Raw genomic sequence first — 17,328 nt, forward strand, 5'->3', positions numbered from 1 at the left:
ACGTCAACGCGATGGCGGCGAACCTGACGGCACAGGTGCGCAACATCGCCGACGTCACCACGGCAGTCGCCAAGGGCGACCTGTCGAAGAAGATCACCGTCGACGTCAAGGGCGAGATCCTGGAGCTCAAGAACACCATTAACACCATGGTGGATCAGCTCCGCTCGTTCGCGGCCGAGGTGACGCGCGTTGCGCGCGAGGTCGGCACCGAGGGCAAGCTCGGCGGCCAGGCCGATGTGCCGGGCGTTGCCGGCACCTGGAAGGACCTCACCGACAACGTGAACTCCATGGCCGGCAACCTGACCGCCCAGGTGCGCGGCATCGCGCGCGTCGTGACCGCGGTCGCCAACGGCGACCTCAAGCACAAGTTGACGGTCGAGGCCATGGGCGAGATCGCGGCCCTCGCCGACACCATCAACAGCATGACCGAGACGCTCGCGACCTTCGCCGACCAGGTGACGTCGGTGGCGCGCGAGGTCGGCGTCGAGGGCCAGCTCGGCGGCCAGGCGAAGGTGCCGGGCGCTGCCGGCACCTGGAAGGCGCTGACCGAGAACGTGAACCAGCTCGCAGCCAACCTGACCACCCAGGTGCGCGCCATCGCCGAGGTGGCCACCGCCGTGACCAAGGGCGACCTCACGCGCGAGATCAACGTCGAGGCGGAAGGCGAGGTGGCGGTCCTGAAGGACACCATCAACGAGATGATCCGCAACCTGCGTGACACGACGCAGAAGAACACGGAGCAGAACTGGCTGAAAACTAACCTGGCCAAGTTCAGCCGCATGCTGCAGGGCCAGAAGGATCTCGTCGCCGTCGGCCAGATGATTCTGTCCGAGCTGGCACCCGTCGTCGGCGCGCATCAGGCCGAGGTCTACGTCTGGGACAACGCCTCGGAGGCGCCGCGCCTGAAACTGCTCGCGAGCTACGCCGCGGACGGCCAGAGCACGCATGGCCGCGTCGTCGAGCTGGGCGCGGGGCTGGTGGGGCAGTGTGCCCACGACAAGCGGCGCATCGTGCTGCAGGACGTGTCTGCTGCGCCCGTCCGCATCTCGACCGGGCTGACGGAAGCCGCACCCGCCAACATCCTGGTGCTGCCGATCATCTTCGAAGGCATCGTGAAGGGCGTGCTCGAGCTGGCCTCCCTCGACCGCTTCATTTCGGTGCACCACGACTTCCTCGACCAGGTGACGGAGTCGATCGGCATCGTCATCAACACCATCGAGGCCAACATGCGCACTGAGGACCTGCTCGAGCAGTCCCAGTCGCTGGCCAAGGAGCTGCAGAGCCGCCAGCTCGAGCTGCAGCGTACCAACGAGGAGCTGCAGGAGAAGGCCCGCCTGCTCGCCTACCAGAACCAGGAGGTGGAGCGGAAGAACACGGAGGTGGAGCAGGCCCGCCAGGCGCTCGAGGAAAAGGCCGACCAGCTCGCGCGCACGTCGAAGTACAAGTCCGAGGTCCTGGCCAACATGTCGCACGAGCTCAGGACGCCGCTGAACAGCCTCCTGATCCTCTCCGATCAACTCTGCCAGAACCGCGACGGCAACCTCACCGAGCGGCAGGTGGAGTTCTCGAAGACCATCCACGCCTCGGGCAAGGACCTGCTGACGCTCATCAACGCCATCCTGGATCTCGCCAAGATCGAATCCGGCACTGTCGCCGTCGACGTCGGCGACCTGCGTTTCGATGACCTGTACCACTACGTCAATCGCACCTTCGGCCCCGTCGCCGAGCAGAAGAACCTTACTTTCGAGGTCACCGTCGATCCGCGCCTGCCGACCACCATGGTGACGGACTCGAAGCGCCTGCAGCAGATCCTGAAGAACCTTCTTTCCAATGCGTTCAAGTTCACGCACGAGGGCAAGGTCGCGCTGAGCATGGAGCTTGCCAAGGACGGGTGGCCCGACAACGAGACGCTGAACCGGGCCGCGGGCGTCGTCGCCTTCCACGTCACCGACACCGGCATCGGCATCTCGCCCGAGAAGCAGAGCATCATTTTCGAGGCGTTCCAGCAGGCGGACGGCTCCACGAGCCGCAAGTACGGCGGCACCGGCCTCGGCCTCGCCATCAGCCGCGAGCTGTCGCGCGTCCTTTCGGGCCAGATCAGGCTCGTCTCCGCAGTCGGTAAAGGGTCAAGCTTCACCCTGTACCTGCCGCTGGACTATGTTGTGCCGCTGCGCTCCGCGCGTCGCCTTCCCGAAGCCGTGCCGGTTTCGCCGCCAGGCCATGCGCCCGGCGCCGTCGATGTGAGCGAGCCGGACACCGCGCCCGCACCGGCCGCCGAGGAGCGGACAGACGACATTGGCATCGAGGACGACCGCGAGCGCATCGCGCCCGGCGACACCTCAGTGCTGAGCGTGGAGAACGACGCCGCCTTCGCCCGCGTGCTGCTCGAGACCGTGCGCGAGCTGGGGTGCAAGGGCCTCGTGGCGTCGCGCGGCCGCTCGGCTCTGGGCCTGGCCAGGGAGAAGATACCGAGCGCCATCACGCTCGACATCGTGCTCCCGGACATCGACGGCTGGCGCATCATCGACAGCTTGAGGTCGGACCTTGCAACGCGCCACATCCCGGTCTGGGTCGTGTCAACGGAGGACGCGCGCGAGCGCGCCTTCGAGGCCGGCGCGCAGGGCTTCCTGGCCAAGCCGATGCTGTCGAAAACCGACCTCGAGGATGGCCTGCGGCCACTGCTTGACGGGCTTGGGCGCAAGGAGAAGCGCATCCTCATTGCGGCGCCCGCCGGCTCGGCCGATCTCAATATCGTGCGTGCGCTTGCCAGCGACGACATCGTGATCGAGGAGGCGCGCGACCTGGCGAGCGCCGTCCGCTGCCTGGAGCACACCCCGGTCGATTGCCTGGTGGCCGACAGCCGGCTCGATCTTCCCCTGTTCGCGGTGGCCGAGGCGCTTCGCGACCATCTGCGCGTCGGCAGCATGGCGCCGCTTCCGGTGATTGTATGGACCGAGCACGGCGCGCCTCCGCCGTCGGCTCCGCGCATCGAGGCTCTGACCGTGCGCTTAGTGCAGTCGAGCGAGCGGCTCGTCGATGTGGTCTCGCAGGCCCTCAATCTGCCTGTTGACCGCCTTCCGGAGCAGCATGTGCTTATGCTCAAACGCGTGCATGACACCGGCTCTGCTCTGGCCGACAAGAAAGTGCTGATCGTGGACGACGATGCGCGCAACATTTTTGCACTCGCGACCCTGCTCGAGGACCACGGGATGACCGTAACTTCGGCCTCGAGCGGCCGCGAGGCCCTGAGAATCCTGAGCGACAGGCCGCGCGTGGATATCGTGCTCATGGACATCATGATGCCCGATATGGATGGCATCGCGACCATTCAGGCGGCACGGGAGATTCCGGCGTGCCGCGAGCTGCCGTTCATCGCAGTGACGGCCAAAGCGCTGAAGGGTGATCGTGAGCGCTGCATCGAGGCTGGGGCCTGGGACTATCTCGCAAAGCCTGTCGATGCCGACAGCTTGCTTTCCGTCATGCGCTCATGGCTCTATCGATGATCGGTCCTTGTTCGGGATTGCCGCTATGAGCCAGCCTGTTCCAGCCGACATCCTGATCGTGGACGATCTCGAGGAGAAGCACGTCGCCTATCGCGCGAGCCTCGAGGAGCTGAACCAGAACATCGTCACGGTCACCTCGGGAGCGGAAGCCCTGCGGCTTCTTCTCGAGCGCGATTTCGCGGTCATCCTGCTCGACGTCAACATGCCGGACATGTGCGGCCACGAGACGGCGGCCCTGATCAGGAAGCGCAAGAAGTCACGGCACACGCCCATCATCTTCATCACGGCCTTTGCCGACGACGTGCAGGCAGCCGAAGGCTATGCGCTCGGCGCGGTGGACTATATCCTCTCGCCCGTCGTGCCGGAGATTCTGCGCGCCAAGGTCAAGGTGTTCGTCGACCTCTATCAGATGCGCAGCGAGCTTGCGCGCTCCCACGCTTTGCTCGAGCGGCGCGTCGAGGAGCGCACATCCGAGCTCGAGAGCACGGCCGAGATCCTGAAGGTCGAGGTGGCCGAGCGCAAGCGCGCCGAGGAGCGCCTCTCGCTCCTGGTCAGCGAGCTGACCCACCGCGTCAAGAACCTGCTGGCCGTGCTGCAGTCCATCGCCGTGCGCACGTTGAGCGACAGCCGCGATGTCGGCGAGGCCCGCCGCATCCTGGTCGGCCGTCTGCACGCGCTGGCGCGCGCCCACGAGCTTCTGACGGAAGCCTGCTGGAAGGGCGCCGATCTCGGCCACATCGTCAATGCCGAGGTCTCGGGGTTCTCGGATCGGGTGCGCGCCGCGGGTCCGGAGCTGTTTCTCACCGCGTCGGCGGTGCAGACCTTCGCCCTCGTCGTGCACGAGCTTGCGACCAACGCCGCCAAGTACGGCTCGCTCTTGAGCGCGACCGGCAACATCACTATCAAGTGGAGCATCGTCGAGGTGAGGGCGGAGCCGCACCTCGAGTTTCAATGGAAGGAGCGCGGCGGCCCGCCCGTCGTGCCCGCGACGCGCAAGGGCTTCGGCCTGACGTTGATCACGACCATGGCGAGCGCGCTGACGTCCGAGCCGATCATCGATTTCGCGCAGGACGGCCTCGAGTGCCGGCTCAAGGTGCCGCTGAACGTGATCGCGGCACACCCCACCGAAGGGTTCAGCTTGTCGAAGAACGCGGCCATGGTGGGCTGACGGCGCGGGCACGGTCAATCGCGCGACTATGGCGCGACCGGCTGATCGTAGTTCGCATCCAGGTTGGCCGCCTGCTCGATCGCGCGCCGCGACAGCGACGTCTTGACCTCGAGATGGTCGGCGTCGATCTGGGTGACGACGAGATGGCGAAGCCCGATGGCAACCGACGTCTCGCCGAGGCCCAGGAATCCGCCGACGTTGACCATCACCGCCACCACCTTGCCGTCCGCGTCGATGACGATGTCGTCCACCTTGCCGACCGACTCGTCGAGCACGTTGGTCATCGTGGTCCCGATGAGCCGGCTCGCGCGCCAGTCGCCTGTGATGCCCGATCCGGGCAGGCCAGGCGTAACCTCAGGCGCCTTCCGCTGGGCCTCCGGCGTATCGGACGCGCCGGGTATCTCTGGCCCTTTGCTTTGCCCGAGCGCTACGGCAAGCGGCAGGCACGCGAAGAGCAGCACGGCCGCAACGCCCACGCCTCTCGTTGTGCGCATGGAAATAGCCCTCCGGTTATGAGCGATACCGGTCTCTCATGGAAAAACGGCTCGTTCACCCGATGGTTCCGCCATCGAAGCGAGGCGCGTCTCAGCGTCCATCGCGCGGCGGCGCCGGCTCACCGAGGCCAAATGCGCGGCTTCGTGCCGGCTGGGCAGCAGCACGAGTGCCTGCGCGTGGTACGGCGGCCGCTTGCCGGACCGAGGGCGCAGCCGCGCCACGCCGGCCGTAGAGGGCAACGGCGCCCGCGATGTCGCCGGGCTGCAGGCCCTGCGTTTTCTCGACATAGCGGAAGCTCATCAGTTGCCCGGCGGGGCTCGGATGATCGAGCCCGATCGCATGCCCAATCTCGTGCGTGATCGTGAAGCGCACGTCGTACACGTCGAGGTTTCCGTCGAAGCCGATTTTCCACGGCTTTTTCGGATTGAGGCAGATCAGCGATTGGCGAATCGCGCCGATGCCGGATGTCGAAGCGCCATCGGTGTTCTCCCGCAGCGCGACGTTCGTGAAGGCCCGGCCGCGCGCCTTGGCGTCGGCGCCGATCAGGATGCCCGCGTCGGCAACCGACGTGGTCTCCACGAAATTGATGTTGGCCGCCTGTGCCCAGACCGAGAAGGCAGCGCGAACCTCGCGCCGGAAGGCCGACAGCGAGACGCGGGACGGCGCGAGCGCAGCGTCGGGCGGCAGCATCGCATCGCAGTTGCGCGCGCCCGGGAACTGCGCGGGCGCGGTGAGGAACGCATAACGGATGGTAGCGGGCAAGCCGTTCGCGGGTACGGCCCAGCGAACCTTGCGGCCGCCGAGCTCGAGCAGACGGAACGTCGGATCAGCCGGGCGAGTGGCCGTCTCGCCCGCACCCGCGCCCGCAGCCGCCGACACAAGCGCCAGCATCAGCGCAATAGCCGAAAGGATTCCCTTCAACCGATCCCCCTGCTTCCGAGCGCTCATCACCCCAGATGAACGACGGATGAACAAAACGACGCGAGAATGAACGTCAGATGAATGCAAGTCTTTTATTGCGAGAGAGGAAGATAGTCAACGCGCACAACATCGCATCCACGTCGCCACATGTTTGTTTTTTGTGCCTTAATTCAGGGTCAACTGTTGGAACTCGCATTCCGCACACTACGTTACTCATGAGATCACGCACGATCAAAAGTGGAGTGCAAGAATGAATACGATGAAAGCAACGATCGTAGCGGCTGCGTTGGCTGCGGCTTCGTTGAGCTTCGGAGGAGCGGCCAATGCGGCGCCGGTCGGATCGATCGGCAAGGCTGTGAGCACGCAGCAGACGGCAGACCATCTGCAGCAGGTCCGTTACCGCAAGTATCACAAGCATCGCCACTATCACCGTAGAGGCTATCGTCATCGGGGCTACGGCTACTATCGTCCGTATCGGCGCCCTGGCTTCGGCATCTACATCGGCCCGCGGTACGGCTACTACGGGTATGGTTACGGTCATCGCCGCTACTGGCGCTAGGACAGTCTAGCCAGAGTTACGCGACCGGGGAGGAGCCCGCCCGAGAGATCGGAGCGGGCTCTCCTTTTTTCGTATGGTGGCTCGCTCGTCAGGGCTGGGGGCGCGGCCCCTCGACCGACGTCAGACGGCGCGAGAGCTGATCGAGCCAGTTGACGACGGCCCGCGGTCCCGCGAAGTCGGCCACGTCCTCGTCGTAGTGTTCGCCGGCGACGCGCAGCGCGAACCCGTGCAAGCCTTCGGCCGCTGCGAAGGCCGGCTCGTCGCCGATGTCGTCTCCGACCATCACGGGAGTGCGGCCGCGGAATGCCGGCAACGCCGACAGCGCCGCGAGCGCCGTACCCTTGGACAGGCCGGACGGGACGACCTCGAACAGACGCTTGCCGGGCAAGAGTTCGAAGGCGCCGGCATGATTGTCGAGCGAGGCTTCGAGCGCGGCCAGAATGTCGGCCTCCGCATGGGGCGCGAGACGGTAGTGGATGGCGAGGCCGGGCCCTTTCGGCTCGGCGATGACGCCCGGGATGGCGAGCGCGAGCTTGCGCATCGATTGCACCAAATCCGGCGGCAGCACCGCAGTGACGCGCTCGATCTCGCGGTCCGGCGCCTTGCGCAGCTCCGCGCCGTGCACCCCCGAGGCCGCAAGCCTCAGCGGCGACAGCAGGAGATCGATCTCTGAGATGAGCCGGCCGCTGATGATGGCGACCGCGCCGTCGAACGCCAGCGCCAGCCTCTGCAAAATCGCGATCAGCCCCTCCGGCACCCGCACGCTCTTGGGCGTGGCGGCGAGGTCCAGAAGCGTTCCGTCGACGTCGAGGAAGAGGGCGCAGGCACGTGGATTTGCGAGGATGGATGACGTGCAGGCACTGAGGCGCGGTTGGAATTGTGGAATCGTCTCAGCAGTCATCGAGCTTCCCGCACCTCACTGTGATTGCTGCAGCATTTACCATCGCATTCGACGATCGCAGCCACGTCGAGCCTCATGGCCGCCGAACGTGTCCCCGATAAGGCCGACAGCCTCTTTCACAGCGGCCACTCTATCACATTTGGTATCGATTTCTTTCCTGCAAAGTGCGCCTCGATGTCCGCCTTTCGCATGAGGCCGGTCTGTGTGTCGACATGGCCGAGCACGGCCGCCGCGTTGAGCCCCGCCGCGCGCAGCGCCACCTCGGGGGGTGCGCTGCCGGCCGCCGCATAGGCCGAGAACGTGGCCACGAAAGCATCGCCCGCCCCTGCCGTTCCGGCCACGTGAGCCTCATGCGCCTCGCAATAAATCAGGCGGCCAGCCGTCGCCGCGAAGGCTCCGTCACGTCCATCCGTCAGTACAACGGTTTCGACGCCGCTCGCGATCAAGGCGCGACAAAACGCCCGTACGCTCATGCGCCGGCTTTCGAAGCGCAGGCCGCGCGCTGCGAGGGGAGGGGGCGCGAGCGCACCAGGAAAATCGAGCCCCCCGTCCCCGTCCGGGGTCCCCCGATCGAGCAGCGACACGACCTCGTCCGCCTCGCGCCGGTTGAGGGCCAGGATGTCGAGCTGCGGCAGGGAGGCCCGGAACGCTTCGCCGTGCCCATGCAGTTGGCGGATGCCCGGATTGGCGGAGACGCGCGCGCCCGCCGCCTTGGCCTTCTCGATGATGACGGGGAAGCAGTGCGCGGCCTGGTTGGAGAGGTTCGCGATGTGAACCAGGTCGACGTCGAAAGCGCCGTCGGCAAGGTCCTCGGGCAGGAGCAGCGTATTGGCGCCGCGGAAGGTGAACACGGCCGCGTTGCGGTCGTGGGAGGAGACAAGCACGGAGGCGCCGGTGGGCGCGACCGGGTCCTTGAGTGCCCAGCGATGGGAGATGCCTTCTGCGTCGAGGCAGGCGAAGATCTGGCTGGCGCGCCGGTCCTCGCCGAGCTTGGCCAGCACCGCAGCGTTGTGGCCGAGGCGCGCGTAGCAGACGGCGGCGTTGATGGCGCCGCCGCCGCAATGCGTCGACACCTCGAGCGCCTCCGTCTTGCGCCCTTCCTCGAGCAGCAGAAACGAGGCGCCGGCATTGAGCAGCGCCATGCGCTCGATGGCGGAGCTTTCGATGATGGCGATGGTATCGATCATGGCGCCGCCGACCGTCAGCACCTTGAGGCCAGTCGGCGCCTGGGATCGGGGGCGATGGGCGCGCTCGGTTTTTGCAGTTTTTTTCATTCATTGTTTCCCGCGCGCAGCCGCCGCTCGCTTTTCCCCCTGCCGCCGCCGAGCTTGAGTCCGACGGGCGCGTGGGCCGTGCGCGCCAGCTTGGCCATGGACGCGCGGATGGAGGGCGTGAGCGGCGCCGCAACGCGCGAGCGCTCCTTGGCGGCGGCCTCGAGGGTGGCGAGGAACGAGGCCGCCCAGGTGGCGCTGTCATAGGAGCGGATGACGGCCATGAGCCGCGTGTAGCGCGCGATGCGCTCCTCCTTCTCCATCACCAGCGCTGTCCTGATCGCGTCCGCCATCTCCTCGATATTGTAGGGGTTGACGATCAGCGCGTCGACGAGTTGCTCGGCGGCACCCGCGAAGCGCGACAGGATCGGCACGCCCGGATCGGCCGGGTCCTGGGAGGCGACGTACTCCTTCGAGACCAGGTTCATGCCGTCGCGGAGCGGCGTGAAGAAGCCGATGCGCGAGGCGCGATAGATGTCGCGCAGCCGGTCGCGCGGCGCCGAGCGATGGATGTAGTGGATCGGCACCCAGTCGAGCTCGCCGAACATGCCGTTGATCTTGCCGGAGAGCGCCTCGAGCTGCTGGCGGATATCGGTATAGGCTTCGACGCTTTCCCGCGTCGGCGGCGCGATCTGCGACAGCACGACGTTGCGCTGGTACTCGGGATACTTCTCGAGGAAGTGCCCGAACGCGCGGAACTTCTGCGGCAGCCCCTTGGAGTAGTCGAGCCTGTCTACGCCGATAATCCGCACGGCGCTGTTAAGCGATTGCACGAGCCCCTTGACCGGCGCGGCGCGCGCGAAGCTGCTGGGATCGATGCCCACGGGGAAGCTCTCGATCGCGAGGCGGTGATCGAACGCGGAGATGCGACCGTCCTGGAGAATGCGGCCCGAGACGCTGTCCTCCAGGAACTGGATGAGGTTGGCGACGTCGACTTGCGTTTGCAGGCCGATGAGGTCGTAGGCGGAGAGCGCGCGCGCGAGTTCCCCGTGCTCGGGAATGGCGAGGAAGGTCTGCGACGGCGGCACCGGAATGTGCAGATAAAACCCGATCGGGTTCTCGATGCCCGCGCGCCGCAGCTCCGCGCCGAGCGGGATCAGGTGATAGTCGTGGATCCAGATGATGTCGTCAGGTTTGACAAGCTTGGCGAGCGCGCGCGCGAACCGCATGTTGACGCCCATGTAGCGCGCATAGAAGCCGGCTTCGAAGCGGGCGAGGTCGAGCCGGTTGTGAAACACCGGCCACAGGACGGAGTTGGAGTAGCCGAGATAGTAGTCGCGATACTCCGCCGCCGTGAGCGGCAAGGTCGCGAGCGCGCTGCCGCTTGCCGACTTCACAGCCCGGATGTCCGGAGCGTCGGTTGCCCCGTCGCCCTCGACGATCTTGCCGCTCCACCCGAACCACAGGCACGGCCGGTTGCGGAACAGGTCGGCGATTGCAACGGCAACACCGCCCGCCTGGGAGGCCTTGCGCAGCTCCATCACCCGGTTGGACACGACCACGATGCGTCGCAAGCTGACCTCCGCATGCAGCCGTACGCGCGGCGGGCACGAGACGGCCACCGCGCACGGCAGAAATTGGGCTCGGAGGTCAAACGCTTGAAGTTACGCCAAGTTCCGGCGCGGGCGAGCGCGGCCAGGCTTCCGCCCAGTTGCGCGAAAGGTTCATGCAGGAGTTGACGATGCCGGCCATTGAGTACGTCTGCGGCAGATTTCCCCACAGCTCGCCGGTGGTTGGGTGGATGTCCTCAGACAGGATGCCGAAGGCGTTGCGCCGCGCGAGCAGGTCGTCAAGCAGCGCACGCGCCTCGTCCACTCGCCCCGCCGCCGTCAGCGCATCGATGTACCAGAACTGGCAGGCGAGGAACGACGTCTCCGGAGCGCCGAAGTCGTCGTTGGTATAGCGCAGCATGAAGCCGTTGCGTCCGAGCTCGCGACCGATCACGTCGAGCGTCTTGACGAAGCGCGGGTCGTCGGCGGGGAGCAGGCCGAGCTCCGGCAGCAGCAGAACGCTCGCGTCGAGCTCATTGCTGTCGAACGCGCCGGCGAGCGCCCCGATCTTCGAGCTCCAGGCCCGCGAGAGGATCTCCTTGCGCACGGCGTCGGCGTTCTTGCGCCACTGCTCGGCGTCGTCGGAGAGGCCGAGTAGCTGTGCGATCCGCGCCAGCCGGTCGAGCGACACCCAGCACATGGTTGCCGAGTGCGTGTGGATGCGAAGGCGTCCGCGATATTCCCAGATCCCGGCGTCGGGCTCCTGGAACACGCGCAGCGCGTGGTAGCCGAGCAGCTCGAGCCGCCGGTAGAGCGCCTCGTCGCCCATGCGCGGTAGCCGCTGGTCGATGAACATCTGCGACACGCCGAGGATCACGCTGCCGCAGGAGTCGTGCTGGAGCTGGTCGGCCGCCGCGTTGCCGACGCGCACCGGCCCCATGCCGAGGAAGCCCGGCAGATGCTCGGCCACGCTCTCGACGAGCGGCTGATCGTGCACGATGCCGTACACGGGGCGGAGCGCACCCTTGGAGCCGATGGCGAGCGTTGTGATGTAGTCGAGATAGGCCTCCATCGTCTGCGTCGCGCCGAGCCGGTTCAGCGCCATGATGACGAAGTAGGCGTCCCTGAGCCAGCAGTAGCGGTAGTCCCAGGTGCGCTGGGTATGGGGTGCCTCGGGGATCGAGGTCGTATGCGCGGCGACGATGGCCCCCGTCTCGTCGAAGGTGCAGAGCTGCAGCGTGATGGCGGCGCGGATGACGTCCGTCTGCCAGTCGAGCGGAATGGCGAGCCCGCGCACCCAGCTCATCCAGTAGTCGCGCGTGCGCTCGAGCGCCTCGCGCGAGACGGTGTCGGCGGCCGCCTCGAGCGACTCGTCGGGACCGAAGACGAGCGTCACCGGCCGCGACAGCGCGAACGACGTTTCGTGCACGATGTAGGAGAGCGGCGCATCCGTCGTGAGGCGCAGCGTGAGGTCGCCGCCGCTGTAGCGGATGTGGTTCGAGCCCACCACCTGCGCCGACCTTGGCTGTCCGTAGTTGAACGTCGGTCGCACGCGGATCTTGATGCGCGGCAGTCCGATCGGCTCGATGCGGCGGATGATCTGCGCCGGGTGCAGCATGCGCTCGAAGCGCGGGTAGCGCGGCGCGAAGTCGATGATGCGGACGCCGTTGCCCTGGTCGTCCTCGATCGTCGTCTCGACGATGGCCGTGTTGCGCATATAGCCCGAGTGCGTGCGCACGGCGCCTTCGACCACCACGTCGGTGAATCCCTTCTCCTCGTCGCCGGCAAGCAGCCGCGAGAAGACGGGATCGCCGTCGAAACGGGGAAAGCTCCACCAGACGATGCGGGCGGCGCGGTCGAGCAGCGCTGCGATACGGCCATTGCCGATCACGGCGTAGTCGAGGGGTTGAGCAGGGGAGATCTGCTCGAGGGAGGGGAGCGGCAGAGTCAAGCGGCGGCGGTCTCCAGTGGGGGGTCGGGGGGAGGCGTTGCGTCCGGGCATGACCCCGAGCGACGGGAGTCGTGTGGCACATTAACCAGCCGCTGCACAAGTGCTGCGCTGAGCCAAAAAACAATCACTTTCGTTGCCCACAAGCCGCACGGGCGCACGAGGCATCTATGTGGCCAGGATCGCGTAGAAGGCGATCAAGAATATGGCCGCGCGCTCGCAGTGCGCTGAGGCGGCGCCGCAGACCCCGATTTGACGCTTCGCGGCAGAAATGACATGGAGGTTTAGGGCACTTGAACGGCCGGGTGTGTGAGTCGCCGAACGGACGCCGCTGCGCGGCATCGCGCGGATGCAGCCGGGCGGCACGAAGGGACACGCGAACGGGGGACAGCCTACAATGATCCGGACCATGCGGGGCCCGAGCGCCGGGCCGAATGGGGCATGCCGCCGCGCGCCGCGCTCGACGAGCGTAGCCGTGGCGCTCTATGCGGCGCTGCTGCCGGCCATGATCATTGCCGGCATGGCCGTGCCCTCCGCCGCCGCTGCCGAGAGTTCCCTCTACGGGCCGTTCGGCCCCGAGGGGCCTCGCCTGCGCGAGCAGCTCTGGATCCTGCCGAGCGCCGATGACGGGTTTCCGCTGCGCGCCACCGTGTTCCGCCCATCAGACGCACCGGGCACCGAAGGCGAGCGCACGCGCCACCCGCTGGTAGTGATCAACCACGGCACCTCGGATGCCACGCGGCTGGCCGTCGCCATGCCCGTCTACTATTGGCTGTCGCGCTGGTTCGTCGAGCGCGGCTACGTCGTCGTGCTGCCGCAGCGCCGCGGACACGGTGCCACGGGAGGACCGATGGCCGAGGCCGTCGGCGGCTGCGCGGATCCGGATCACTACCGCTCGGGGCTTGCCGCCGCCGACGACATCGAGAGCGCGGTCGACTTCATGTCGGCACAGCCCTTCGTCGCGCCGGGCGAGACGGTCGTGGTCGGCATCTCCTCGGGCGGCTGGGCCTCCCTCGCGCTCGCCGCGCGCAACCCCGCGAACGTGCGCGCCGTCGTCAACATCGCGGGCGGCCGCGGCGGCCGCCCCTTCGGCCAGCGCGTCGATACCGTCTGCGGCGAGCCGCGCCTGATCGAGGCGGCCCGCGCCTTCGGACACGAGGCGCGCGTGCCGACGCTCTGGCTCTATGCGGAGAACGACAGCTACTTCCGGCCCGATCTCGCGCGCGCCATGGCAGCGGCCTGGCAGGACGCGGGCGGCGCGGCCGAGCTGCACATTTTCCCGCCCTACGGTTCGGACGGCCACCATATCGCCGACGATCGCGCTGGCTGGGCTGTCTGGGGCACGGCAGTGGCCCATTTCCTTGCCGGCAGCCAAAGGGCGCCGGTCGCGGCGTTGGAACCTGCGCCGTTGCACGAGGGAGCCGCGGCAGACGCGAACGCGGCCGCGCCGACCCCTGTCGCGACGGCGGCATCCGACGGCGAGACGCGCGCCCCGTGAGCGCAACGCTGGCTCCAAACCCCCGGTTAAGCTTAAGCTTGCCTCAGACCTGGAACCTTGCGCCGCAACCGCCGTTGTGGGTGGCCGGGGAGCACCGGTCTCGTCGAAGCGTCGATGTCCGCCACACGAGCGTCCCGTCTGGAGTTGACGCATGAAGCTCTTTTCCTGCTCGGCGTGCGGCGCGCGCGTCTACTTCGAGAACGACATCTGCCTCACCTGCGGCCATAGTGTCGGCTTCGACGCCGATGCGCTGACCATGGCGGCCCTTGAGCTGGCACCCCCCGGCGTGGGTCTGTTCAGCAAGGTCGGCATCGGCAACGGCAAGGACGCGGCGAGCCACGTGCGCTATTGCGAGAACGCCGCGCATGCGGCCTGCAACTGGCTGGTTCCGGACGACGCCTCATCGACGCTCTGCAAGGCATGCGCGTGCAATCGCACCATCCCGAACCTTTCCGAGGAGGGCCGCATCGAGGCCTGGCGCGAGGTCGAGCAAGCCAAGAAGCGTCTCGCCTACTCGCTCTTGAGGTTCGGTCTGCCGCTCGACGGCGGCCCGCACAAAGCGCCGCCGCTCGCCTTCGATTTCCTTGCCCAGGGCGTGACAGGCCACTTCAACGGCGTTGTCACGCTCGATGTGATCGAGGCTGATCCGGTCGAGCGCGAGCGCCGCCGCCGGCTGTTCGACGAGCCCTACCGCTCGCTGCTCGGTCACCTGCGTCACGAGAGCGGCCACTACTACTGGATGTTGCTCGTCGAGCGCGGCGGCGCGATCGAGCCGTTCCGCGAGCTGTTCGGCGACGAGCGGCAGGACTATCAGGCCGCGCTCGCCGCCCATTACGCGAGCGGTGCGCCTGCGAATTGGGGCGAGAGCTACGTCTCGGCGTATGCGACCTCGCACCCCTGGGAGGATTGGGCGGAGACCTGGGCGCATTACATGCACATGGTCGATGCGGTCGAGACTGCCGAGGCCACCGGCATGGAGCCGCGTGCCGCGGGTCTTCTCTTCGGCGCCGCCTGGCCGTTCAAGAAATACGACGTCTACCGCCAGGAGAGCTTCGACTCGCTGATGGAGCGCTGGGTGCCGCTGTCGCTGGCGCTGAACAACCTGAGCCGCAGCCTCGGCCATCGCGACTTCTATCCGTTCGTGATCTCGGCCGGCTCTCGCGCCAAGCTGGCGTTCGTACACGGCCTCGTGCGAGCCGGCGTCCGCTGAGGAACCAAGACGGACCTCCCACGTTTGTAAAGCAGGCGGGGTAACGCCCGCTTGGACGCACCGAAAAATCACGAGTGCAACGCACAAATAAGCGGCTGATGCGCCCCTTGGCGCCAAGGCCCCGTGCGGAGCCGTTCGGAAATAATCAAGGAGATGATTCGATGAAATCCAAGCTGCTGTCTGCAATCGCCATGCCCGCGGCTCTTGCCGTCGGCACCGCGACTGCCTTTGCGCAGAGCCCGTCGCCGTCGCCGAGCCCGGCACCGTCTGCCCCCGAGGAGCAGATGCCGAGCGTGACGCCGTCGCCGTCGCCCGCACCTTCGCCGTCCGTGACGGACGCGGCGCCTTCGGCCGAGCAGAGCGCCGGCACGTTCTCCGCGAGTCAGTCCGCGGATGAGTGGCGCTCGACCAAGCTGGTCGGCCTTGCCGTCTACAACCAGGCCAACGAGCGGATCGGCGACATCAACGACCTGATCCTGGGGCCTGATGGCAAGATCTCGAACGCTGTGATCGGCGTCGGTGGATTCCTCGGCTTGGGCGAGAAGCTGGTCGCCGTTGCGTTCGACGATCTGCAGCTCAACCGCGATGCCGATGGCACGATGCGCGTGACCATCAACAGCTCCAAGGAGGCGCTCGATAGTGCGCCGGACTTCAAGTACTACGATCCCAAGGCCACGACCACGTCTCAGTAATCAGTAGAAGTGCGTGATCTAAGCGGGGAGCGAGCAATCGCTCCCCGCTTTTTATTTGTGGCCGCGCTGATGAAGTGCGTTCCGGCCCACATCCCACGTAGGCAACGTCATCCCGGCGCAGGCCGGGATCCAGACACGCTAGGAGAGGAGCGACACAAGTCCTCCGCTCAGGACGCGTCACGTGCGCTGCCGTTTGGCGGGCGGCAGATCCGTCGCCGTTCCTTCGAGCACTTCCGCCGCCATGCCGATGGATTCGGAGAGCGTCGGATGCGGATGGATGGTCTTTCCGATGTCGACGGCATCGGCGCCCATCTCGATGGCGAGCGCGACCTCGCTGATGAGGTCGCCCGCGTGCACACCGACGATGCCGCCCCCGATGACGCGCTTGCTCTCCGCGTCGAACAGCAGCTTCGTGAAGCCCTCATCGCGCGCCATGGAGATCGCGCGGCCGGACGCCGCCCACGGGAACACGGCTTTCTCGAACGCGGCGCCTTCCGCCTTGAGCTCATCCTCCGTGCGGCCGACCCAAGCGATCTCGGGATCGGTGTAGGCGACCGACGGAATGACGCGCGCATCGAAGGAGGCGTTCTTGCCCGCCGCCACCTCGGCCGCCACGTGGCCCTCATGCACGGCCTTGTGGGCGAGCAGCGGTGGCTGCGCGATGTCGCCGATGGCGAAGATGTGGGGGACGTTGGTGCGCATCTGCCTGTCCACTGGGACGAAGCCTTTCGCATCCACGGTGAGACCCGCGCGCTCGGCGCCGATGCGCTGGCCGTTCGGCTTCCGCCCGACCGCGACCAGCACCAGGTCGTAGGGCTCGGCGCTGCCCGGTGCGCTTTCGCCTTCGAAGCTGACATGCACCGCGTCGCGCTTGGCGGTCGCGCCGGCAACTTTCGTCTTGAGCAGGATGCGGTTGAACCGGCTCGCGTTGTGCTTCTGCCAGACGCGCACGAGGTCACGGTCGGCGCCGGCCATCAGCCTGTCGAGCATCTCGACCACATCGATCTTGCTGCCGAGCGCGGCATAGACGGTCGCCATCTCGAGCCCGATGATGCCGCCGCCGATGACGAGCATGCGCTTCGGGATCTGGGGCAGCTCGAGCGCGCCGGTGGAGTCGACGATGCGCGGATCGTCGGGGAGCGACGGCAGCGCGATCGCCTCAGACCCTGCCGCGATGATCGCTTTCTCGAAGCTGACGACCTGCGTGCCGCCCTTGGCGAGCGCGACCTCGATCTGCTTGGGATCGCGGAAGGTGCCCGTGCCGTGCACGACGGTGACCTTGCGCATTTTCGCCATGCCGGCGAGCCCGTTCGTTAGCTTGCCGACCACGGCCTCCTTTTGCGCACGCAGGCGCGAGAGATCGATTTTCGGCTTGCCGAAGCCGACGCCATGCGCGCCGATCGCCTCGGCTTCCGTGATTAGTGCCGCCACATGCAGCAGCGCCTTGGACGGGATGCAGCCGACATTGAGGCACACGCCACCGAGTGTCGCCTCGCGCTCGATGAGCACCGTCTTGAGCCCGAGGTCGGCCGCGCGAAACGCCGCCGAGTAGCCACCCGGCCCGGACCCCAGCACGGCAACATCACAGGTGATCTGTTCTCCATCAGCCATGGCGTCTCCGGCCTCGAGGTTTGCAGCATTGAGGGAAAGCGAAGCGCGACGCTTCTAACGT

At 66.9% G+C, this 17,328-nt stretch carries 13 protein-coding genes; 6 read left to right on the forward strand and 7 right to left on the reverse strand.

Translation table 11 applies throughout. The features are described 5' to 3' along the window. The coding region (locus tag IT540_RS11630) for a response regulator (protein ID WP_291177616.1) at window positions 1-3,503 on the forward strand (3,503 nt) is incomplete at its 5' end. A gap of 25 nt (window positions 3,504-3,528) precedes the next feature. Then, a complete protein-coding gene (locus tag IT540_RS11635; protein WP_291177619.1) occupies window positions 3,529-4,671 on the forward strand; it encodes an HWE histidine kinase domain-containing protein in 1,143 nt (380 codons plus the stop codon). A gap of 26 nt (window positions 4,672-4,697) precedes the next feature. Here IT540_RS11635 and IT540_RS11640 read toward each other — a convergent pair whose 3' ends face one another. Together IT540_RS11640 and IT540_RS11645 are read right to left on the reverse strand one after the other, a co-directional pair. Beyond that, a complete protein-coding gene (locus IT540_RS11640) occupies window positions 4,698-5,165 on the reverse strand; it encodes a PRC-barrel domain-containing protein (RefSeq protein ID WP_291177622.1) in 468 nt (155 codons plus the stop codon). Between the two features lie 91 nt (window positions 5,166-5,256). Beyond that, window positions 5,257-6,087, reverse strand: a complete 831-nt coding sequence (locus IT540_RS11645) for a matrixin family metalloprotease (protein ID WP_291177625.1) — start codon at window positions 6,085-6,087, stop codon at window positions 5,257-5,259. Between the two features lie 259 nt (window positions 6,088-6,346). Here IT540_RS11645 and IT540_RS11650 point away from each other — a divergent pair, with 259 nt between their 5' ends. Then, the gene (locus tag IT540_RS11650; RefSeq protein WP_291177628.1) at window positions 6,347-6,646 is read left to right on the forward strand and encodes a hypothetical protein; all 300 of its coding nucleotides are present in this window, start codon (window positions 6,347-6,349) and stop codon (window positions 6,644-6,646) included. 88 nt (window positions 6,647-6,734) lie between these two features. On the opposite strand, the gene otsB is transcribed toward IT540_RS11650, so the two are convergent. From otsB to IT540_RS11670, 4 genes are all read right to left on the reverse strand, one after another. Continuing rightward, window positions 6,735-7,547 carry a trehalose-phosphatase gene (gene otsB / locus IT540_RS11655; protein ID WP_291177631.1) on the reverse strand — a complete coding sequence of 271 codons (813 nt, stop codon included), beginning with the start codon at window positions 7,545-7,547 and terminating at the stop codon, window positions 6,735-6,737. A gap of 116 nt (window positions 7,548-7,663) precedes the next feature. After that, window positions 7,664-8,821 (reverse strand): carbohydrate kinase family protein, encoded by a 1,158-nt coding sequence (locus tag IT540_RS11660; RefSeq protein WP_291177634.1) that lies wholly within the window; start codon window positions 8,819-8,821, stop codon window positions 7,664-7,666. Beyond that, the gene (locus IT540_RS11665; protein WP_366029759.1) at window positions 8,818-10,332 is read right to left on the reverse strand and encodes a trehalose-6-phosphate synthase; all 1,515 of its coding nucleotides are present in this window, start codon (window positions 10,330-10,332) and stop codon (window positions 8,818-8,820) included. The genes IT540_RS11660 and IT540_RS11665 overlap by 4 nt, the downstream gene beginning before the upstream one ends. Before the next feature lie 76 nt (window positions 10,333-10,408). Beyond that, window positions 10,409-12,259 (reverse strand): glycoside hydrolase family 15 protein, encoded by a 1,851-nt coding sequence (locus IT540_RS11670; RefSeq protein WP_291177636.1) that lies wholly within the window; start codon window positions 12,257-12,259, stop codon window positions 10,409-10,411. Between the two features lie 406 nt (window positions 12,260-12,665). Between IT540_RS11670 and IT540_RS11675 the strand changes: the two genes are divergently transcribed. From IT540_RS11675 to IT540_RS11685, 3 genes are all read left to right on the forward strand, one after another. Next, window positions 12,666-13,754 (forward strand): prolyl oligopeptidase family serine peptidase, encoded by a 1,089-nt coding sequence (locus IT540_RS11675; RefSeq protein ID WP_291177639.1) that lies wholly within the window; start codon window positions 12,666-12,668, stop codon window positions 13,752-13,754. A 151-nt stretch (window positions 13,755-13,905) separates the two neighbouring features. Further along, window positions 13,906-14,964 (forward strand): putative zinc-binding peptidase, encoded by a 1,059-nt coding sequence (locus tag IT540_RS11680; RefSeq protein ID WP_291177642.1) that lies wholly within the window; start codon window positions 13,906-13,908, stop codon window positions 14,962-14,964. Between the two features lie 161 nt (window positions 14,965-15,125). Then, on the forward strand, window positions 15,126-15,656 hold the full coding sequence (locus IT540_RS11685; protein ID WP_291177644.1) for a PRC-barrel domain-containing protein: 531 nt from the start codon (window positions 15,126-15,128) through the stop codon (window positions 15,654-15,656). 177 nt (window positions 15,657-15,833) lie between these two features. Here IT540_RS11685 and lpdA read toward each other — a convergent pair whose 3' ends face one another. After that, a complete protein-coding gene (gene lpdA, locus IT540_RS11690) occupies window positions 15,834-17,267 on the reverse strand; it encodes a dihydrolipoyl dehydrogenase (protein WP_291177647.1) in 1,434 nt (477 codons plus the stop codon). Window positions 17,268-17,328: the final 61 nt, after the last annotated feature.

It is taken from the genome of Hyphomicrobium sp. (assembly GCF_020852195.1).
Classification (GTDB): Bacteria; Pseudomonadota; Alphaproteobacteria; order Rhizobiales; family Hyphomicrobiaceae; genus Hyphomicrobium_C.

Excerpts from the sequence above, each read along its gene's own strand:
- IT540_RS11660 (WP_291177634.1), bottom strand. The coding sequence starts at position 8,821 with ATGAAAAAAACTGCAAAAACCGAGCGCGCCCATCGCCCCCGATCCCAG.
- IT540_RS11640 (WP_291177622.1), bottom strand. The coding sequence starts at position 5,165 with ATGCGCACAACGAGAGGCGTGGGCGTTGCGGCCGTGCTGCTCTTCGCG.
- lpdA (WP_291177647.1), bottom strand. The coding sequence starts at position 17,267 with ATGGCTGATGGAGAACAGATCACCTGTGATGTTGCCGTGCTGGGGTCC.
- IT540_RS11635 (WP_291177619.1), top strand. The coding sequence starts at position 3,529 with ATGAGCCAGCCTGTTCCAGCCGACATCCTGATCGTGGACGATCTCGAG.
- IT540_RS11650 (WP_291177628.1), top strand. The coding sequence starts at position 6,347 with ATGAAAGCAACGATCGTAGCGGCTGCGTTGGCTGCGGCTTCGTTGAGC.
- otsB (WP_291177631.1), bottom strand. The coding sequence starts at position 7,547 with ATGACTGCTGAGACGATTCCACAATTCCAACCGCGCCTCAGTGCCTGC.
- IT540_RS11680 (WP_291177642.1), top strand. The coding sequence starts at position 13,906 with ATGAAGCTCTTTTCCTGCTCGGCGTGCGGCGCGCGCGTCTACTTCGAG.
- IT540_RS11675 (WP_291177639.1), top strand. The coding sequence starts at position 12,666 with ATGCGGGGCCCGAGCGCCGGGCCGAATGGGGCATGCCGCCGCGCGCCG.
- IT540_RS11685 (WP_291177644.1), top strand. The coding sequence starts at position 15,126 with ATGAAATCCAAGCTGCTGTCTGCAATCGCCATGCCCGCGGCTCTTGCC.